The following is a 15,519-nucleotide window of genomic DNA, read 5'->3' on the forward strand; positions in this document are numbered from 1 at the left end:
CCGATGCATTCCTTATCGGCGTTTTGGGTGAAGGGGTGGGGCGAAGTCTCCCACGGTCTGTACTGGCTAGAGTCAGATGCTGGCTTTTAGTCCCACCACCCCTACAAGTCTAACCATACAAGCTGGCTTGCCTGCGATACAGACGGCGCGGTGTATCTGACGTACGGCGGTGATGCAATCGCAGGCAAGCCAGCTCCCACATTTGATCGGGGTTCAGTTCGGCTTTTTGAGGTGTCGGTCAGGTTCCCATAGAGGTTAGAATCGCCCCCTAGCCCAGAGTGTGTATTTATGTCCCAAGAGCTTTCCGCCGAACAGATCCAGCAGGCCCTGCAAGGCATCAGCGTGCCGCCTCAACCGCAAATCATGGTGGATTTGCAGATGGAGCAGTACATGCCCGACCCGGACCTGGATGTGATCGCACGGTTGATCTCCCAGGACCCTGGCCTGTCCGGCGCGTTGTTGAAGCTGGTCAACTCGCCGTATTACGGGCTGAGCAACAAGATCGCCTCGATCCAGCGCGCGGTGAACCTGCTGGGCAGCCGTTCGATCATCAACTTGATCAACGCGCAGTCGATCAAAGGCGAGATGAGCGACGACACCATCGTTGCCCTCAACCGTTTCTGGGACACCGCCCAGGATGTGGCCATGACCTGCCTGACGCTGGCTAAGCGCACCGGTTCGCAAGCAGTGGACGAGGCCTACGCACTGGGCTTGTTCCACGATTGTGGCGTGCCGTTGATGCTCAAGCGGTTCCCCAGTTACATGGGCGTACTCGAAGAGGCCTACGCGAATGCCGGCCCCGACTGCCGCGTGGTCGACACCGAGAACAAAACGTTCAACACCAACCACGCCGTGGTCGGCTACTACACCGCCAAATCCTGGCGCCTGCCGGAGCATGTAACCGACGCCATCGCCAACCACCACAATGCCTTGGCGATTTTCAGCGATGAGTCGTCGCGCAACCCTCAGCTGAAAAACCTGTTGGCGATCCTGAAAATGGCTGAACACATCTGCGCGTCCCATCGCGTGCTGGGTAACCAGGCGGTGGACCATGAGTGGGATGCCATCGGCCACCTGGTGCTGGATTACGTGGGCCTGTCGGACTACGACTTCGAGAGCATGAAGTTGTCGATCCGCGAGCTGGGCGCGCACTGACCGTTTTTTCCACGAGGTACACATGCCCGAGTTACCAGAAGTTGAAACCACCCGGCGCGGGATTGCGCCGCACCTGGAAGGCCAGCGCGTCAGCCGCGTGGTAGTGCGCGAACGGCGCCTGCGCTGGCCGATCCCGGAAGATTTGGATGTGCGGCTGTCCGGGCAGCGCATCGTACTGGTGGAGCGGCGGGCCAAGTATTTGTTGATCAATGCCGAAGTGGGCACCTTGATCAGCCACTTGGGCATGTCGGGCAACCTGCGTCTGGTGGAAGTCGGCATGCCGGCGGCCAAACATGAGCATGTGGATATTGAACTCGAATCCGGCCTGGCCCTGCGCTACACCGACCCGCGACGTTTCGGCGCGATGCTCTGGAGCCAGGACCCGCACAACCACGAGTTGTTGATTCGATTGGGGCCGGAGCCGTTGACCGACCTGTTTGATGGCGAGCGTTTGTTCAAGCTTTCGCGCGGGCGCTCGATGGCGGTGAAGCCGTTCATCATGGACAACGCGGTGGTGGTGGGCGTGGGCAATATCTACGCGACCGAAGCGCTGTTCGCGGCGGGCATAGATCCACGCCGTGAGGCTGGCGGTATTTCACGCGCGCGTTATTTGAAACTGGCGATTGAGATCAAGCGCATCCTGGCAGCGGCCATCGAGCGCGGCGGCACTACGTTGCGCGACTTTATCGGGGGTGACGGGCAGCCGGGGTATTTCCAGCAGGAGCTGTTCGTTTATGGCCGTGGCGGCGAGGCGTGCAAGGTCTGCGGCGCCGAGTTGCGCAATGTGGTGCTGGGGCAGCGGGCGAGTGTGTTTTGCCCCAAGTGTCAGCGCTGAGTGTTGTGTGATGGCTGATATAGCCATCGCAGGCAAGCCAGCTTGTATCCACACATCCAAATGTGGGAGCTGGCTTGCCTGCGATGAGGCCCTAATGGGCGTCACAAAGTCTCAGGCTTTACCGGTAATCTTGCGGTACTTCTCCATCAACTGCTCTTCCGATTCCGGATGGGCCTCATCCAGCGGAATGCAATCCACCGGGCACACTTGCTGGCACTGAGGCTCGTCGTAGTGGCCGACACACTGAGTGCACAGGTTGGGGTCGATCACGTAGATCTCTTCGCCCTGTGAAATCGCGGCGTTCGGGCACTCGGGTTCGCAGACGTCGCAGTTGATGCAATCGTCGGTGATGATCAAGGACATGGAAACTCCTGCCAGGGCTGTCAGCCAAGGCATCTGAAAACTAATGCGCGCAATTGTGCCGCATTGGCGCCCGCAGTGCGAGCGGGTCTGACCTGTGGCCTGTCAGATCTGGTGGCGAGCGGGCCCTGTGGCGGGCGGGCTCGCCACAGGAGGCCCGCTTGCTACCACAGAAACTACTTCTTGAAACGCAACGTCAGCGCATCCGCCACAGCCGGGTGCACAAACTTGGTTATATCTCCGCCCAAAGCGGCGATTTCACGGACTAACGTCGAGGAAATAAACGAATAACGCTCCGACGGTGTGAGGAACAAACTTTCCACGTCCGGCGCCAATTGGCGGTTCATGTTCGCCAGCTGAAATTCGTATTCGAAGTCCGACACCGCACGCAGGCCGCGCAGGAACACGTTGGCGTTCTGCTCTTTGGCAAAGTGCGCCAGCAGCGTCGAAAAACCCATCACTTCCACGTTGGGCAGGTGTTTGGTGACCTCTCGCGCCAACTCCACGCGCTGTTCCAGAGGAAACAGCGGGTTTTTCTTGGGGCTGGCAGCGACCGCGATGATCACATGGTCGAACAGGCGAGAGGCGCGTTCGACCAAATCGCCATGGCCTTTGGTAATCGGGTCGAAGGTACCTGGGTACAACACTCGGTTCATCGCGTCGTCCTGGCGGAGTCCGTTGGGGAACCGGATGGTATCGCAGCATTAACGGTGGGCCAAGTCGACTTATGGTCAATGGAGGTTTTCTGCGGTGTTTTGCAGACCAGCGTTACGCGTGCAGTCATGTGTTCAAAGGTCGGGCGGGTCGCTTGGGCTAATAACGCTTGGATTTCTGCTGGCCGGCGTTGGCGGCATCAGCGAATAAACAGCTTCTGAATCAACGCCTGGATCGACTTGCCGTAGGGCGGGTAGATCAACTTCGCCGCGTTCAGGCGCTGTTTCACCAGCACACCTTTGGCCTTGCTGAACGTGAGGAACCCTTCGTGGCCGTGGTAGTGGCCCATGCCTGACGGGCCGATGCCGCCAAACGGTATGTCGTCTTGAGCCACGTGCAGCAGGGTGTCGTTCAGGCACACGCCGCCGGAATGGGTTTCGTGGAGCACGCGGTTTTGTTCGCGCTTGTTGTAGCCGAAGTAATACAGGGCCAGTGGGCGAGGGCGCTGGTTGATGTAGGCAAACGCCTGGTCGATGCCGCGATAAGGCACGATCGGCAGCAAGGGGCCGAAGATTTCGTCCTGCATCACCGTCATCTCATCACTGACATTCAGCAACAGGCTGTGGGCCATGCGCCGTGCCTGGCCCTGGTCGTACAGCGCAATCAGCGTGGCGCCTTTATCGGTGGCGTCCTTGACGTAGGCATTCAGCCGGGCCAACTGCCGCTCGTTAATGATGGCGGTGTAGTCCGGGTTATCAGCCAAGGTCGGATAAAACCCGCGAACCGCCTTGCTGTAGGCTTCGACGAAACCCTGCACGCGGTCTTCCGGCACCAGCACGTAGTCCGGCGCCACGCAGGTTTGCCCGGCGTTAAGCGTCTTGCCGAAGGCGATGCGCTCGGCAGCGTCCTTGAGCGGTACATCGGCGGAGACGATGGCTGGCGACTTGCCGCCCAGTTCCAGCGTGACCGGCGTGAGGTGTTCGGCGGCCGCACGCATCACGTGCTTGCCGATGCTGGTGGCCCCGGTAAATAGCAGGTGATCGAAGCGCAGTTTGGAAAACGCCATGCCCACATCGGCTTCGCCCAGCACCACGCACACCAGGTCCTCAGGGAAGACTTTGGCCAATAGCGCCTTGAGCAGTTCACCCGTGGCGGGCGTGGATTCACTGAGTTTGAGCATCACCCGGTTACCTGCCGCCAAAGCGCCGACCAACGGGCCGATGGCCAAGTACAGTGGGTAGTTCCAGGGCACGATTACCCCGACCACGCCCAACGGCTGGTAGATGACTTTGGCCGATGCGGGTTGAAAGGCAATGCCTACGGCGCGCCGCGATGGCTTCATCCAGCCCTTGAGGTGTTTGCTGGCGTAGTGAATGCCGTGCAGGCTCGGCATCAGTTCGGCGAACAGGGTTTCGTCTGCGCTGCGATGGCTGAAGTCCTGGCTGATCGCATTGATCAACGCTTGGCGTTCGTCGCTGAGCAGGTCGCGCAGTGCCTTGAGCCATTGCTGGCGTTGCGCCGCTGGCGGCATCGGGTTGGCCGCATAGGCGAGGCGTTGGGCGTCGAACAGGTGCTGGAGTTGAGCCAGCGCTTGGGAATCTTGCAGGTAGGCAACGTTGGCAGGCATGGCGCAGTTCCCGTTTGTTATAGGTCTGCCTGAGTTTCTAGAGCTATTGCTCTAAATTGTCAAATGCCGTTGCAGCAACATGCGGATTTATCCTGATAAGGATAGGCCGTAAGATGTTCCATCACGTGCACAGAAGCTGATCCCTATGGCACCCCGAGTAAAGACCAGCGAACGCATTGTGCAAACCAGCCTGGAGCTTTTTAACCAGCAAGGTGAGCGCAGCATCAGTACCAACCATATCGCTGCCCACATGGAAATTTCGCCGGGCAACCTGTACTACCACTTCCCGAATAAGCAGGCGATTATCGCCGTGCTGTTTCGCGAATACGAAGCCTTGGTGGACAGCTTTCTGCGCCCGCCTCAAGGCCGCGCAGTGACCGTCGAAGACAAACGGTTCTACCTGCAGGCGGTGCTGGCCGGCATGTGGCGTTACCGTTTCCTGCACCGCGACCTCGAACACCTGCTGGAAAGCGACCCGGAATTGGCCACCAGTTACCGGCGCTTTTCCCAGCGTTGCCTGATTCAGGGCGGCGCCATTTACCAAGGGTTTGTCGACGCCGGCATCCTCACGATGGACCCGGTGCAAACGGAAGCCCTGACCCTGAACGCCTGGATCATCCTCACTTCGTGGGTGCGTTTTTTGTGTACCACCAATGAAAATTCCGCCCACTTGAGCGCCGAAGCGATCAAGCGCGGGGTGTATCAGGTGCTGGTGCTGGAGGCAGGGTTCGTCACGCCCGAAGCGAAAGAGGCGGTGGATGCCTTGTTCAAAGAGTTTTACGTGCCGTTGAACCAGGCACTGGAAGAAGTGAAGTAGGACCTTTCCCGAATCTGTTCACAGGAGTGCCGCATGCCGCTTGCCCAACTGATCAGCCCGCAGCAATTGAACGAGCGCCAACAGCGCGGCGCTCTGGTGATTCTGGATTGTCGTTTTGCCCTGGAAGACCCGGACTACGGGCGTTGCAGTTATGCCGAAGGGCATATTGAGGGCGCGCAATATGCCGACCTGGAACGCCACCTCAGTGGCCCGGTCACCAAAGGCGTGACAGGTCGCCACCCGCTGCCGCCGGCAGGCGCGCTGGTTCAGCAACTGCGGGCTTGGGGCGTCAACGCCGACACCGACGTTGTGCTGTACGACGACGGCCCTGGCGCCTTTGCCGCCCGTGCCTGGTGGCTGTTGGCCTGGTTGGGCAAGCGCGAGGGCGTGTTTGTGCTGGACGGTGGCCTGAAGGCCTGGCACTCGGCCGGTTACCCGCTGAGCCTGGACGCGCCGGTGGTTGAGCCGGGGACTTTCGCGGGCACGCCAGACAACCGCCTGCTGCTGGACGCCGAGCAGTTGCAAAAACGCTTGGGCGAACCCGGCATGACGTTGATTGACGCGCGCGCCCAGCCGCGTTTTCGTGGCGAAGTGGAGCCCATCGACCCGATCGCCGGGCACATTCCCGGTGCGCAATGCGCAGCCTTCAATGAAAACCTGAGCAGCGATGGCCGTTTTCTTCCGGCGCAGCAGCTCAAGCAGCGCTTCGCTGCGCAGTTGCAGGGCCGTTCACCGGATGCGCTGGTGGCGTATTGCGGTTCGGGCGTAACGGCCTGCCATAACCTGTTCGCCCTGAGCCTGGCGGGTTATCCGTTGGGCAAACTGTATGCGGGCTCGTGGAGCGAGTGGATTACCGACCCGGCGCGGGCAATTGCTACCGGCGACTAATTTACTGATCGTTCCCACGCTCTATGGTGACTGGCGACGGTGTTGTGTCAGCAGCCACTGAGGTATGCGTCGTTCGAGGTAGTAACCTGGCTGTTTCAGCGAACCATCGACAAACCCCACATGCCCGCCTTTGGCCAGCAACTCGAACTCGGTGCACGCCGACAGTTCGCTGGCCTCGGGCAAGCTGTGGGCGAACACGAACGGGTCATCGGCGGCCTGGATAATCAACGTCGGTGTGCGGATTTTACCGAGGTAATACCGACTCGACGCGTGGCGGTAATAGTCCTCGGCACTGAGGAAGCCGTGCAGCGGCGCGGTCACACGCCCGTCGAAATCCCAGAACGTGCGCATCTTTTCAAGCGAACCGAGTGACTCCAGGGTTTTCAGCCCGTCAGCACGGCCATCCTGTAGAAAACGCCTTTGTTTAACGCGGATATACGCGAGCATCTCGCGCATAAAGTGCTTTTGATAAACCCGCGAAAACCCCAGCCCAATGCGATCCGCACACTGATCCAGACGAAACGGCACCGACACCGCTGCCGCACCTTGCAGTCCGCAGGCCAGGCCGGTTTCGCCCAGGTGTTTGAGCAGTACATTACCGCCCAGCGAATAACCCACGGCATACAGCGGCGCCAACGGCCGCTTGGTACGCAGGTGTGCAATCGCTGCTGCCAGGTCTTCACTGGCGCCCGAGTGATAACTGCGTGCCAACAGGTTGGGCTCGCCGGAGCAGCCGCGCCAGTTCAACGCTGCGCTGGCCCAGCCTTGAGCGGCGAGAACTTTTTGCAGGCCGGCCACGTAGGGCGAATTGGACGACCCGGTCAGCCCATGCAGCACCAGCACCAACGGCGCTTGCGCGTCGTGCGGGCCATGCCAGTCAAGGTCGAGAAAGTCGCCGTCGTCCAGCCACAGCCGCTCGCGCTGGCGCTCGATGTGCGTGGTGGGGCGCAGTAGCGGCCCCCACAGCGTTTGCGCGTGAGGGTTGCCGAGGCCGAAGGCGGGTTTGAACAGGTCGACGGAAGGGGTCATGAATGTCTCGTTGCGAACAAACGCTCTGTGGTGATCGGGCTAGTTGTGGCAAGCCCGCTCGCCACAAAAGCGCTTATGCAGCGCTTTCGACAAAACGGTGCCACAGCGCGTAATACACCCGGCCGGATTTTTGCTCGCGGTGCAGGCGCCAGCTCCCCGGCAGGCCGAGGGTAGACGGCGCAGTTTCGCTTTCAGTGTAAACCCACGCATCCGCGGCCAGCCATTGACGCTCTTCCAGCAATGCGCACACGGTGGGCAACAGGTTCTGGTTGAACGGCGGGTCGAGGAACACAACGTCGTATGCGGTGGCCGGCTGGGTTTCCAGGTAGCGCAACGCGTCGGCAGTTTGCACCTGGCCGGTGGTGCAGCGCAGGGTGCCCAAGTGTTCCTTGAGGCTGGAAACGGCCACATTGCTCGCGTCCAGCGCCTGGGCCTGGGCTGCGCCACGGGACAGCGCCTCCAGAAACAGCGCGCCGCTGCCGGCGAACGGGTCCAGCACCTTGGCCCCGCCGATGTACGGCGCGAGCCAGTTGAACAGGGTTTCACGCACGCGGTCCGGCGTTGGGCGCAGGCCCACGACGTCAGGGAAGCTCAGCTTGCGGCTGCCCCATTCGCCACCAATGATGCGCAGTTGGCCCACACCGTTATGCACGTTGTGGACAGGTTTTTTCGGGCGAGATGAACTGGCCATTAATGCTCCGGAACCCCGAGCGGCTGCTCGGCAGGTTTATCAGTGGGGGGCGGTAGTGGCTTTTGCGCAATCGTCGGGCCGGCGGTCACGATGGCCATCTTGTCGGCGCTCAAGTGTTTGTTCATTGCAGCCTTGACCTGCTCTACGGTCAGGGCTTGCGATTGTTTCATGAAATCTTCCAGATAGCTCAGCGGCAGGTTGTAGAAACCCATGGCGCCCAGCTGCCCGACAATATCGGCGTTGCTCGCGGTCGACAGCGGGAAGCTGCCGGCCAGCTCGCGCTTGGCGTCATCCAGCTCTTTTTGCGTCGGGCCGGTCTTGAGGTAGTCGGCCAACACGTCCTCGACCAGGCGCAGGGTGCCGCCGCTCATTTCGGCGCGGGTTTGCAGGTTGATCATGAACGGGCCACGCACTTGCATCGGCGAGAAGCCGGAGTAGACGCCGTAGGTCAGGCCGCGTTTCTCGCGCACTTCGCTCATCAAGCGGGTGCCGAAACCACCGCCGCCGAGTATCTGGTTGCCCAGCGACAACGCCGCGTAGTCCGGGTCGGCGCGGTCGATGCCCAATTGGGCGAACAGCAGGTGCGTTTGCTTGGATGGGAACTCGATATGGCTCAGGCCGGCTTTCGGCTCGGTCGGCTGGGCGATCTTCGCCATGGCCGGGCCTTTGGGCAGCGACGCCGACACCTTGGCCGTCATCGCCTCAGCCTCGGCGCGGGTCAGGTCGCCTACCACGGCAATCACCGCATTACCCGCGGCGTAAGCCTTGGCGTGGAACGCCTGCAACTGCGCCAGGGTAATCGCCGGAACGCTCTCGGGCGTGCCTTCACTCGGGTGCGCGTAAGGGTGGTCACCGTACAGGCGCTTGAACAGTTCAAGGCTGGCCAGCTTGGCCGGGTTCTGCTTCTGGTATTCAAAACCCGCAAGAATCTGGTTCTTGATGCGCGCCAGTGAGTCGGCCGGGAAGGTCGGCTTGCCGATCACCTCGTCAAACAGCGCCAGGGCCGCGTCGCGTTTATCGCTGTCGCTCAGGCTGCGCAGCGACACCAGTGCCATGTCGCGGAAAGCGCCATTGCCAAAATCAGCGCCCAGGCCTTCAAACCCGCTGGCGATCTGGCTGACATCTTTGCCCGGCACGCCTTCGTTGAGCATGGCGTTAGTCAGCAGCGCCACGCCGGGCGTATTGCCGTCCTGGCTGCTGCCCGCGGCGAACAGAATGCGCAGGTCGAACATCGGCAATTCATGGGTTTCGACGAACAGCACCTTGGCGCCCTCGGCGGTGGTCCAGGTTTGTACGTCGAGCTTGCGGTTGGTCGGCGCCTTGCCGTCCAGCTCCGCCAGCGATTGCAGTGTGTTCGTCGATTGAGCCTTGTCCAGCGCCTGGCTGGCGACGGACTCGCTTGGGCGCAGGAAGTACACGGCGCTGGCGGCGATCAGGGTGACGATCACCAGGCCGGGGAAAATCAGGCGGCTGCTTTTGCGATCACTCATGAGCGGTCTCCTCAGGCAAAACATGGGCGACGCTCAAACGTTCGCGGGTGAAATAGGTGCGCGCAGCCTTCTGGATGTCTTCCGGGGTCACGCTTTGCAGGTCGGCCAGTTCAGTGTCCATCAGCTTCCAGGACAGGCCGACGGTTTCCAGCGAGCCAATGGCCGTGGCCTGGCTGGTGATGGAGTCACGCTGATAGACCACGCCGGCAATCACTTGGGCGCGGATACGCTCAAGTTCTGCGGCGGTCGGCGGCTTGGCTTTCAACTCATCCAGCAGGCGCCACAGGCCCGCTTCGGCTTGCGCAATGGTCTTTTTCTTTTGCTGGTTCGGTGTGGCCGAAAGGCTGAACAAGCTGTCGCCACGGGTGTACGCGTCATAGTTGGTGGAAGCAGCGGAAACCAGCTCTTCACCGCGTTCCAGTTGCTCGGAAATACGCGCGCTGTAGCCGCCATCCAGCAGGGCCGAAATCAGTCGCAGCGCTTGCACCGAACGTTTGTCTTCGGCGGTGGCCAGGCCCGGCACGTTGAAACCAAGAATCACGCTGGGCAGTTGCGTCTGAACATGCATCGTCAGCAAGCGCTCACCGGGCTCGGCCAGTTCCAGCGGGATCTTGGCCGGCGGCACATCACGCTTGGGGATTGGGCCGAAGTAGCGCTGGGCCAGGTTCTTCACCTCGTCCGGGGTGACGTCGCCGACCACCACCAGCGTGGCGTTGTTCGGTACATACCAGGATTGATACCAGTGGCGCAGCTCTTCAACCTTCATGCGTTCAAGGTCAGCCATCCAGCCGATGGTCGGCGTGTGGTAGCCGCTGGCCGGATACGCCATGGCCTTGAAACGCTCAAAAGCCTTGGACATCGGGTTGTCGTCGGTGCGCAGGCGGCGCTCTTCCTTGATCACCTCGATCTCGCGGCTGAACTCGTCGGCCGGCAGGCGCAGGCTGGCCATGCGGTCGGCTTCCAGTTCGAAGGCGACGCCCAGGCGATCACGGGCCAGCACTTGGTAGTAGGCGGTGTAGTCGTCACTGGTGAACGCATTTTCTTCGGCGCCCAAATCGCGCAGGATCAGCGAGGCTTCACCGGGGCCGATTTTTGCGCTGCCCTTGAACATCATGTGTTCCAGCGCGTGGGACAAACCGGTCTGGCCAGGGGTTTCGTAGCTCGAACCGACCTTGTACCACACCTGGGAAACCACCACCGGCGCGCGATGGTCTTCGCGCACGACCACCTTGAGGCCGTTATCCAGAGTGAATTCATGCGTGGGTTGTGGGTCGGCAGCCAAAGCTGAAAGGGGCAGACAAACTGTGCCGAGCAGCAGGCCTGCGGCGCGGCGGGCTAGAGCATTCATTCGTTTTTAAACCTGTTGAGCTGCCCGCGTGGTCTTAGCGTCGGCGGGCGAGGAGGTTAGGGCGTGTCATTCCTCATTACCAGTACTGGTAATGAGGAATGACACGCCCTAGGATACTGATCCGATTTGGACACGGCCACTGTGGCAGTCATCTTGTCCAAGGTTCAGTCGTAGGAATGTGGCAGTTGGCGCCGGGTTTTCCCGACGATCCGCCACTTTTCGACGATTTTATCGCTTCAGTCCTATATTGAAACGATTCGTTAAGGCCTTTATTTACGCCTTACAAAATGTTGCGCATGAACAAGCGAGCGTTAAAACAGTCTGTTCTGCATCGAATTTATTTACCGAGGCGCCCTGGCGCATCGCCACTTTGAGATAGCCGTCCTCCATGTTTGGTTCCAACGACGACAAGAAGAGCCCAGCTGCGGCTGGCGAGAAAAAAGGCCTGTTCGGATGGCTGCGCAAGAAGCCGCAGGAAACCGTCGTCGAACAGCCGCAGGTTCAACCTGAGCCAATCCCTGAACCGCTGCTAGACGCCGTGCCGGTTGCCGAAATTCCGGAGCCCGTGGTGTTGCCGATGGCCGAGCCGGTGTTGCAACCGGTGGTTGAGGCCGCGCCTGAACCTGCGCCCGACCACACGCCATGGCCGACCTTGCCGGTGGCTGAAGAGCCCGTAGCGTTGGTTGAAGATGTGCAGGCTGAGCACGTTGCGCCGCCGATTCCGGTCGTGGTTGAGCCGCAGCACGTTGTGGCAGACGTACTGCCAGCTGTCGAAGTGCCTGCGCCGGTAGTCGTCGAGCCTGCGCCTGTCGTGGCTGCCGTCGAAACCAGCAAAACCGGGTTCTTCAGCCGTCTCAAACAAGGCCTGAGCAAGACCAGCGCGAGCATCGGCGAAGGCATGGCCAGCCTGTTTCTCGGCAAGAAGGTTATTGATGACGAGTTGCTGGAAGACATCGAAACCCGCCTGTTGACCGCTGACGTGGGCGTCGAAGCCACTGCGGTGATCATCCAGAGCCTGACGCAGAAGGTCGCGCGCAAGCAGTTGACCGACGCCGACGCGCTCTACAAATCGCTGCAAGCTGAACTCGCGGCGATGCTCAAGCCCGTAGAAGCGCCGCTGGTGATCACCCCGAACAAACCGTTCGTGATTCTGGTGGTCGGCGTCAACGGCGCCGGCAAAACTACCACCATCGGCAAGCTGGCTAAAAAGCTGCAGTTGGAGGGCAAGAAAGTCATGCTCGCCGCCGGTGACACCTTCCGCGCCGCTGCCGTGGAGCAGTTGCAAGTGTGGGGCGAGCGCAACAATATTCCGGTCATCGCCCAGCACACCGGCGCCGACTCTGCGTCGGTGATCTTTGATGCTGTGCAAGCCGCCAAGGCGCGCAACATCGACGTGTTGATCGCCGACACCGCTGGCCGCCTGCACACCAAAGACAACTTGATGGAAGAGCTGAAGAAAGTTCGCCGCGTGATCGGCAAGCTCGACGCAGACGCGCCGCACGAAGTATTGCTGGTGCTCGACGCCGGTACGGGCCAGAACGCCATCAGCCAGGCCAAGCAATTCAACCAGACGGTGCAACTCACCGGCCTGGCGTTGACTAAGCTCGACGGCACGGCCAAAGGCGGCGTGATCTTTGCGCTGGCTAAACAGTTCGGGTTGCCGATTCGTTATATCGGTGTCGGTGAAGGCATCGACGACCTGCGCACCTTTGAAGCCGAACCCTTTGTACAGGCACTGTTTGCCGAGCGGGAGCGTTCATGATTCGATTCGAACAGGTCGGTAAACGCTACGCCAACGGGCATGTGGGCTTGCATGAGCTGAGCTTTCGCGTGCGTCGCGGCGAATTCCTGTTCGTGACCGGCCACTCGGGCGCGGGCAAAAGTACCTTGCTGCGCTTGCTGCTGGCCATGGAGCGCCCGACCACCGGCAAGTTACTGCTGGCAGGCCAGGACCTGGCCACCATCAGCAATGCGCAGATTCCGTTTCTGCGCCGCCAGATCGGCGTGGTGTTCCAGAACCACCAGTTGCTGTTCGATCGCACGGTGTTCAATAACATTGCCTTGCCGCTGCAGATTCTTGGGCTGTCCAAGGCCGAAATCGTCAAGCGTGTGGATTCGGCTCTGGAGCGCGTGGCGCTGTCGGACAAAACCGATCTGTACCCTGGCGATTTGTCCACCGGCCAACAACAGCGCGTCGGTATTGCCCGCGCCATCGTCCATCGCCCGGCGTTGCTGCTGGCCGACGAACCCACCGGCAACCTCGACCCGCGCTTGGCGGCAGAAATCATGGGTGTGTTCGAAGACATCAACCGCCTGGGCACCAGCGTATTGATCGCCAGCCACGACCTGGCACTGATCGCGCGCATGCGCCACCGCATGCTGACCCTGCAACGCGGCCGCCTGATCGGCGACGGGGAGGCTGGCGTATGAGTGCCACTCGCAGCCCTAAAGTGTCGGAGCGCGTGGCGCCGAAACCGGCCGACCCGCAACCACGCAAGAAAAAACGCGACGACGACGACGGCCCGGATTTCAGCACGCTGCTGCGCGCCTGGATCGAAAGCCATCGCGCCAGCTTGCTCGACAGCCTGCGCCGCCTCGGCAAGCAGCCGGTCGGCAGCTTTTTCACCTGCCTGGTGATGGCCGTGGCCTTGAGCCTGCCGATGGGCTTGTCGCTGCTGCTTAATAATGTCGAACGCCTGGGCGGTTCCTGGCAGCGCGCGGCGCAGATTTCGCTGTATTTGAACATCGACGCCAGCGCCAAAGATGGCGAGAGCTTGCGCGATGACATCAAGAACCTGCCGGGCGTAGCGGAGGCCGAGTACATCAGCCGAGACCAGGCGCTTGAGGAGTTCCAGCAACAATCCGGTTTGGGCGAGGCGCTTAAAGAGCTGCCGCAGAACCCGCTGCCGGGCGTGGTGCTGGTGACGCCGAATGAAGTCGACAAACCTGCCCTTGAAGCCCTGCGACAAAAGCTTGCAGACATGCCCAAGGTGCAACAGGCGCAACTTGATCTAGTCTGGGTAGAGCGCCTGGCCGCGATTCTCAAGCTGGGTGACCGCTTTGTGTTCGGCCTGACGGTGTTGTTGGTGTCTGCATTACTTTTGGTGATAGGCAATACCATTCGTCTTCATATTGAAAACCGTCGCACCGAGATAGAAGTGATTAAACTGGTCGGCGGCACGGACAGCTATGTGCGTCGGCCTTTTCTGTACATGGGCGCGCTTTATGGCTTCGGTGCCGGGATTTTGTCCTGGGGCGTGCTTGCGTTCGGCCTGGACTGGCTGAACGACGCGGTCGTCGGGCTTGCCGGCTTGTATGGCAGTGATTTTGCCCTGGCCGGGGTACCGGTCGCCGATGGATTGAGCCTCTTGCTTGGCGCGGTATTGTTGGGGTATATCGGTGCCTGGATTGCGGTGGCACGGCATTTACGTGAGCTGGCACCGAAGTAGTTTGAAAGCGTTAACGTCAGATTAATGTGGTTTCGTTTGTATTGACCGTATCAGTGGTTTAGGGAACTTGTCCTACGGTTCCCGGTCAATTTTCGCAGTGCTGAACTGCACGAGTTATGTGAGTCGGAGGTTTTTTCGTATGACCACTTCTATGCAACCTGTTTACGCGTTGGTCCCGGGTGCGAACCTGGAGGCTTATGTGCATACGGTCAACAGCATTCCATTGCTGACGCCCGAGCAGGAGCGAGAACTGGCCGAGAGTCTCTATTATGAGCAGGATTTGGGGGCGGCTCGGCAGATGGTGCTCGCCCACCTGCGTTTTGTCGTACATATCGCCCGTAGCTATAGCGGCTACGGCTTGGCTCAGGCTGACCTGATCCAGGAAGGTAACGTTGGCCTGATGAAGGCTGTAAAGCGCTTCAACCCGGAAATGGGCGTGCGCCTGGTGTCGTTTGCCGTGCACTGGATCAAGGCGGAAATTCACGAGTTCATCCTGCGCAACTGGCGCATCGTGAAAGTCGCGACCACCAAGGCCCAGCGCAAGCTGTTCTTCAACCTGCGCAGCCAGAAGAAACGCCTGGCGTGGCTGAACAACGAAGAAGTGCATCGCGTGGCTGAAAGCCTCGGTGTGGAACCGCGTGAAGTGCGCGAGATGGAAAGCCGCCTGACCGGCCACGACATGGCCTTCGACCCGGCCGCTGAAGCGGACGACGACAGCGCTTTCCAATCGCCGGCCAACTACCTGGAAGACCACCGGTACGACCCGGCGCGTCAACTGGAAGACGCCGACTGGAGCGACAACTCCAACCACAACCTGCACGAAGCGCTGGAAGTGCTCGACGACCGCAGCCGCGACATCCTCTACCAGCGCTGGCTGGCGGAAGAAAAAGCCACGCTGCACGACCTGGCGCAGAAGTACAACGTGTCGGCCGAGCGGATTCGTCAGCTTGAGAAAAGCGCAATGAACAAGCTGAAATTGTCGATCGCCGCTTAACCAGCCGCTTGGTCAACATGTGGGAGGGGGCTTGCTCCCGATAGCAGTGCATCAGTCATTTTCAGGTCGACTGACACAACGCCATCGGGAGCAAGCCCCCTCCCACAGTTGTTTTGTGCCGCTTGAAAATGCGATCAACTGTGGGAGCGGGCTTGCTCGCGATGGCGCAATGTCTACCACCG

Annotated in this window: 15 protein-coding genes; 8 read left to right on the forward strand and 7 right to left on the reverse strand. The window is 60.6% G+C overall.

What is annotated here, in order from left to right:
- Window positions 1–342: 342 nt before the first annotated feature.
- Window positions 343–1,155, forward strand: coding sequence for an HDOD domain-containing protein (locus ACOZK9_RS19955; RefSeq protein WP_172979455.1), 813 nt, complete (start codon window positions 343–345; stop codon window positions 1,153–1,155).
- Between the two features lie 22 nt (window positions 1,156–1,177).
- Window positions 1,178–1,990, forward strand: coding sequence for a bifunctional DNA-formamidopyrimidine glycosylase/DNA-(apurinic or apyrimidinic site) lyase (gene mutM, locus ACOZK9_RS19960; RefSeq protein WP_058413675.1), 813 nt, complete (start codon window positions 1,178–1,180; stop codon window positions 1,988–1,990).
- Between the two features lie 111 nt (window positions 1,991–2,101).
- Here the strand turns inward: mutM and ACOZK9_RS19965 are convergent, their stop codons facing one another.
- From ACOZK9_RS19965 to ACOZK9_RS19975, 3 genes are all read right to left on the reverse strand, one after another.
- Window positions 2,102–2,353: a YfhL family 4Fe-4S dicluster ferredoxin gene (locus ACOZK9_RS19965; protein ID WP_008364838.1), complete on the reverse strand. Its 252-nt coding sequence runs from the start codon at window positions 2,351–2,353 to the stop codon at window positions 2,102–2,104.
- A 173-nt stretch (window positions 2,354–2,526) separates the two neighbouring features.
- On the reverse strand, window positions 2,527–3,006 hold the full coding sequence (gene coaD, locus ACOZK9_RS19970; protein ID WP_048722617.1) for a pantetheine-phosphate adenylyltransferase: 480 nt from the start codon (window positions 3,004–3,006) through the stop codon (window positions 2,527–2,529).
- A gap of 197 nt (window positions 3,007–3,203) precedes the next feature.
- Window positions 3,204–4,631 carry a coniferyl aldehyde dehydrogenase gene (locus ACOZK9_RS19975; protein ID WP_122251169.1) on the reverse strand — a complete coding sequence of 476 codons (1,428 nt, stop codon included), beginning with the start codon at window positions 4,629–4,631 and terminating at the stop codon, window positions 3,204–3,206.
- A gap of 145 nt (window positions 4,632–4,776) precedes the next feature.
- Between ACOZK9_RS19975 and ACOZK9_RS19980 the strand changes: the two genes are divergently transcribed.
- Together ACOZK9_RS19980 and ACOZK9_RS19985 are read left to right on the forward strand one after the other, a co-directional pair.
- Entirely contained in the window at window positions 4,777–5,448 is a 672-nt protein-coding gene (locus ACOZK9_RS19980) for a TetR/AcrR family transcriptional regulator (RefSeq protein WP_058413673.1), read from the forward strand.
- Between the two features lie 33 nt (window positions 5,449–5,481).
- Window positions 5,482–6,336, forward strand: a complete 855-nt coding sequence (locus ACOZK9_RS19985) for a sulfurtransferase (RefSeq protein ID WP_421556400.1) — start codon at window positions 5,482–5,484, stop codon at window positions 6,334–6,336.
- Between the two features lie 21 nt (window positions 6,337–6,357).
- Here the strand turns inward: ACOZK9_RS19985 and ACOZK9_RS19990 are convergent, their stop codons facing one another.
- From ACOZK9_RS19990 to ACOZK9_RS20005, 4 genes are all read right to left on the reverse strand, one after another.
- Window positions 6,358–7,365, reverse strand: a complete 1,008-nt coding sequence (locus tag ACOZK9_RS19990; protein ID WP_421556401.1) for a hydrolase — start codon at window positions 7,363–7,365, stop codon at window positions 6,358–6,360.
- Between the two features lie 73 nt (window positions 7,366–7,438).
- Complete coding sequence (rsmD, locus tag ACOZK9_RS19995) at window positions 7,439–8,056, reverse strand: 16S rRNA (guanine(966)-N(2))-methyltransferase RsmD (protein WP_058413670.1); 618 nt, start codon at window positions 8,054–8,056, stop codon at window positions 7,439–7,441.
- The gene (locus tag ACOZK9_RS20000) at window positions 8,056–9,546 is read right to left on the reverse strand and encodes a M16 family metallopeptidase (protein ID WP_421556402.1); all 1,491 of its coding nucleotides are present in this window, start codon (window positions 9,544–9,546) and stop codon (window positions 8,056–8,058) included. The genes rsmD and ACOZK9_RS20000 overlap by 1 nt, the downstream gene beginning before the upstream one ends.
- Entirely contained in the window at window positions 9,539–10,894 is a 1,356-nt protein-coding gene (locus ACOZK9_RS20005) for a M16 family metallopeptidase (protein WP_122251166.1), read from the reverse strand. Before ACOZK9_RS20005 ends, ACOZK9_RS20000 begins: the two co-directional genes overlap by 8 nt.
- Window positions 10,895–11,282: 388 nt before the next feature.
- Here ACOZK9_RS20005 and ftsY point away from each other — a divergent pair, with 388 nt between their 5' ends.
- The 4 genes from ftsY (at window position 11,283) to rpoH (ending at window position 15,337) form a co-directional block, all read left to right on the forward strand.
- Window positions 11,283–12,656 carry a signal recognition particle-docking protein FtsY gene (gene ftsY, locus ACOZK9_RS20010; RefSeq protein WP_421556403.1) on the forward strand — a complete coding sequence of 458 codons (1,374 nt, stop codon included), beginning with the start codon at window positions 11,283–11,285 and terminating at the stop codon, window positions 12,654–12,656.
- Window positions 12,653–13,324, forward strand: a complete 672-nt coding sequence (gene ftsE / locus ACOZK9_RS20015; RefSeq protein WP_003213784.1) for a cell division ATP-binding protein FtsE — start codon at window positions 12,653–12,655, stop codon at window positions 13,322–13,324. Before ftsY ends, ftsE begins: the two co-directional genes overlap by 4 nt.
- Window positions 13,321–14,343 (forward strand): permease-like cell division protein FtsX, encoded by a 1,023-nt coding sequence (gene ftsX, locus ACOZK9_RS20020; protein ID WP_058413666.1) that lies wholly within the window; start codon window positions 13,321–13,323, stop codon window positions 14,341–14,343. The genes ftsE and ftsX overlap by 4 nt, the downstream gene beginning before the upstream one ends.
- 139 nt (window positions 14,344–14,482) lie before the next feature.
- Window positions 14,483–15,337 carry an RNA polymerase sigma factor RpoH gene (rpoH, locus tag ACOZK9_RS20025; RefSeq protein WP_058413665.1) on the forward strand — a complete coding sequence of 285 codons (855 nt, stop codon included), beginning with the start codon at window positions 14,483–14,485 and terminating at the stop codon, window positions 15,335–15,337.
- The last annotated feature ends 182 nt before the right edge of the window (window positions 15,338–15,519 follow it).

Origin of the sequence: Pseudomonas kitaguniensis (genome assembly GCF_049199985.1) — a bacterium.
Lineage (GTDB): Bacteria > Pseudomonadota > Gammaproteobacteria > Pseudomonadales > Pseudomonadaceae > Aquipseudomonas > Aquipseudomonas kitaguniensis.

Bases quoted from the DNA above. Each gene is read 5' to 3' on its own strand.
- coaD (WP_048722617.1), bottom strand. From the start codon at position 3,006: ATGAACCGAGTGTTGTACCCAGGTACCTTCGACCCGATTACCAAAGGC.
- ftsE (WP_003213784.1), top strand. From the start codon at position 12,653: ATGATTCGATTCGAACAGGTCGGTAAACGCTACGCCAACGGGCATGTG.
- ACOZK9_RS19965 (WP_008364838.1), bottom strand. From the start codon at position 2,353: ATGTCCTTGATCATCACCGACGATTGCATCAACTGCGACGTCTGCGAA.
- ACOZK9_RS20000 (WP_421556402.1), bottom strand. From the start codon at position 9,546: ATGAGTGATCGCAAAAGCAGCCGCCTGATTTTCCCCGGCCTGGTGATC.
- ftsX (WP_058413666.1), top strand. From the start codon at position 13,321: ATGAGTGCCACTCGCAGCCCTAAAGTGTCGGAGCGCGTGGCGCCGAAA.
- rsmD (WP_058413670.1), bottom strand. From the start codon at position 8,056: ATGGCCAGTTCATCTCGCCCGAAAAAACCTGTCCACAACGTGCATAAC.
- rpoH (WP_058413665.1), top strand. From the start codon at position 14,483: ATGACCACTTCTATGCAACCTGTTTACGCGTTGGTCCCGGGTGCGAAC.
- ACOZK9_RS19985 (WP_421556400.1), top strand. From the start codon at position 5,482: ATGCCGCTTGCCCAACTGATCAGCCCGCAGCAATTGAACGAGCGCCAA.
- ACOZK9_RS19990 (WP_421556401.1), bottom strand. From the start codon at position 7,365: ATGACCCCTTCCGTCGACCTGTTCAAACCCGCCTTCGGCCTCGGCAAC.
- mutM (WP_058413675.1), top strand. From the start codon at position 1,178: ATGCCCGAGTTACCAGAAGTTGAAACCACCCGGCGCGGGATTGCGCCG.
- ACOZK9_RS20005 (WP_122251166.1), bottom strand. From the start codon at position 10,894: ATGAATGCTCTAGCCCGCCGCGCCGCAGGCCTGCTGCTCGGCACAGTT.
- ftsY (WP_421556403.1), top strand. From the start codon at position 11,283: ATGTTTGGTTCCAACGACGACAAGAAGAGCCCAGCTGCGGCTGGCGAG.
- ACOZK9_RS19980 (WP_058413673.1), top strand. From the start codon at position 4,777: ATGGCACCCCGAGTAAAGACCAGCGAACGCATTGTGCAAACCAGCCTG.
- ACOZK9_RS19975 (WP_122251169.1), bottom strand. From the start codon at position 4,631: ATGCCTGCCAACGTTGCCTACCTGCAAGATTCCCAAGCGCTGGCTCAA.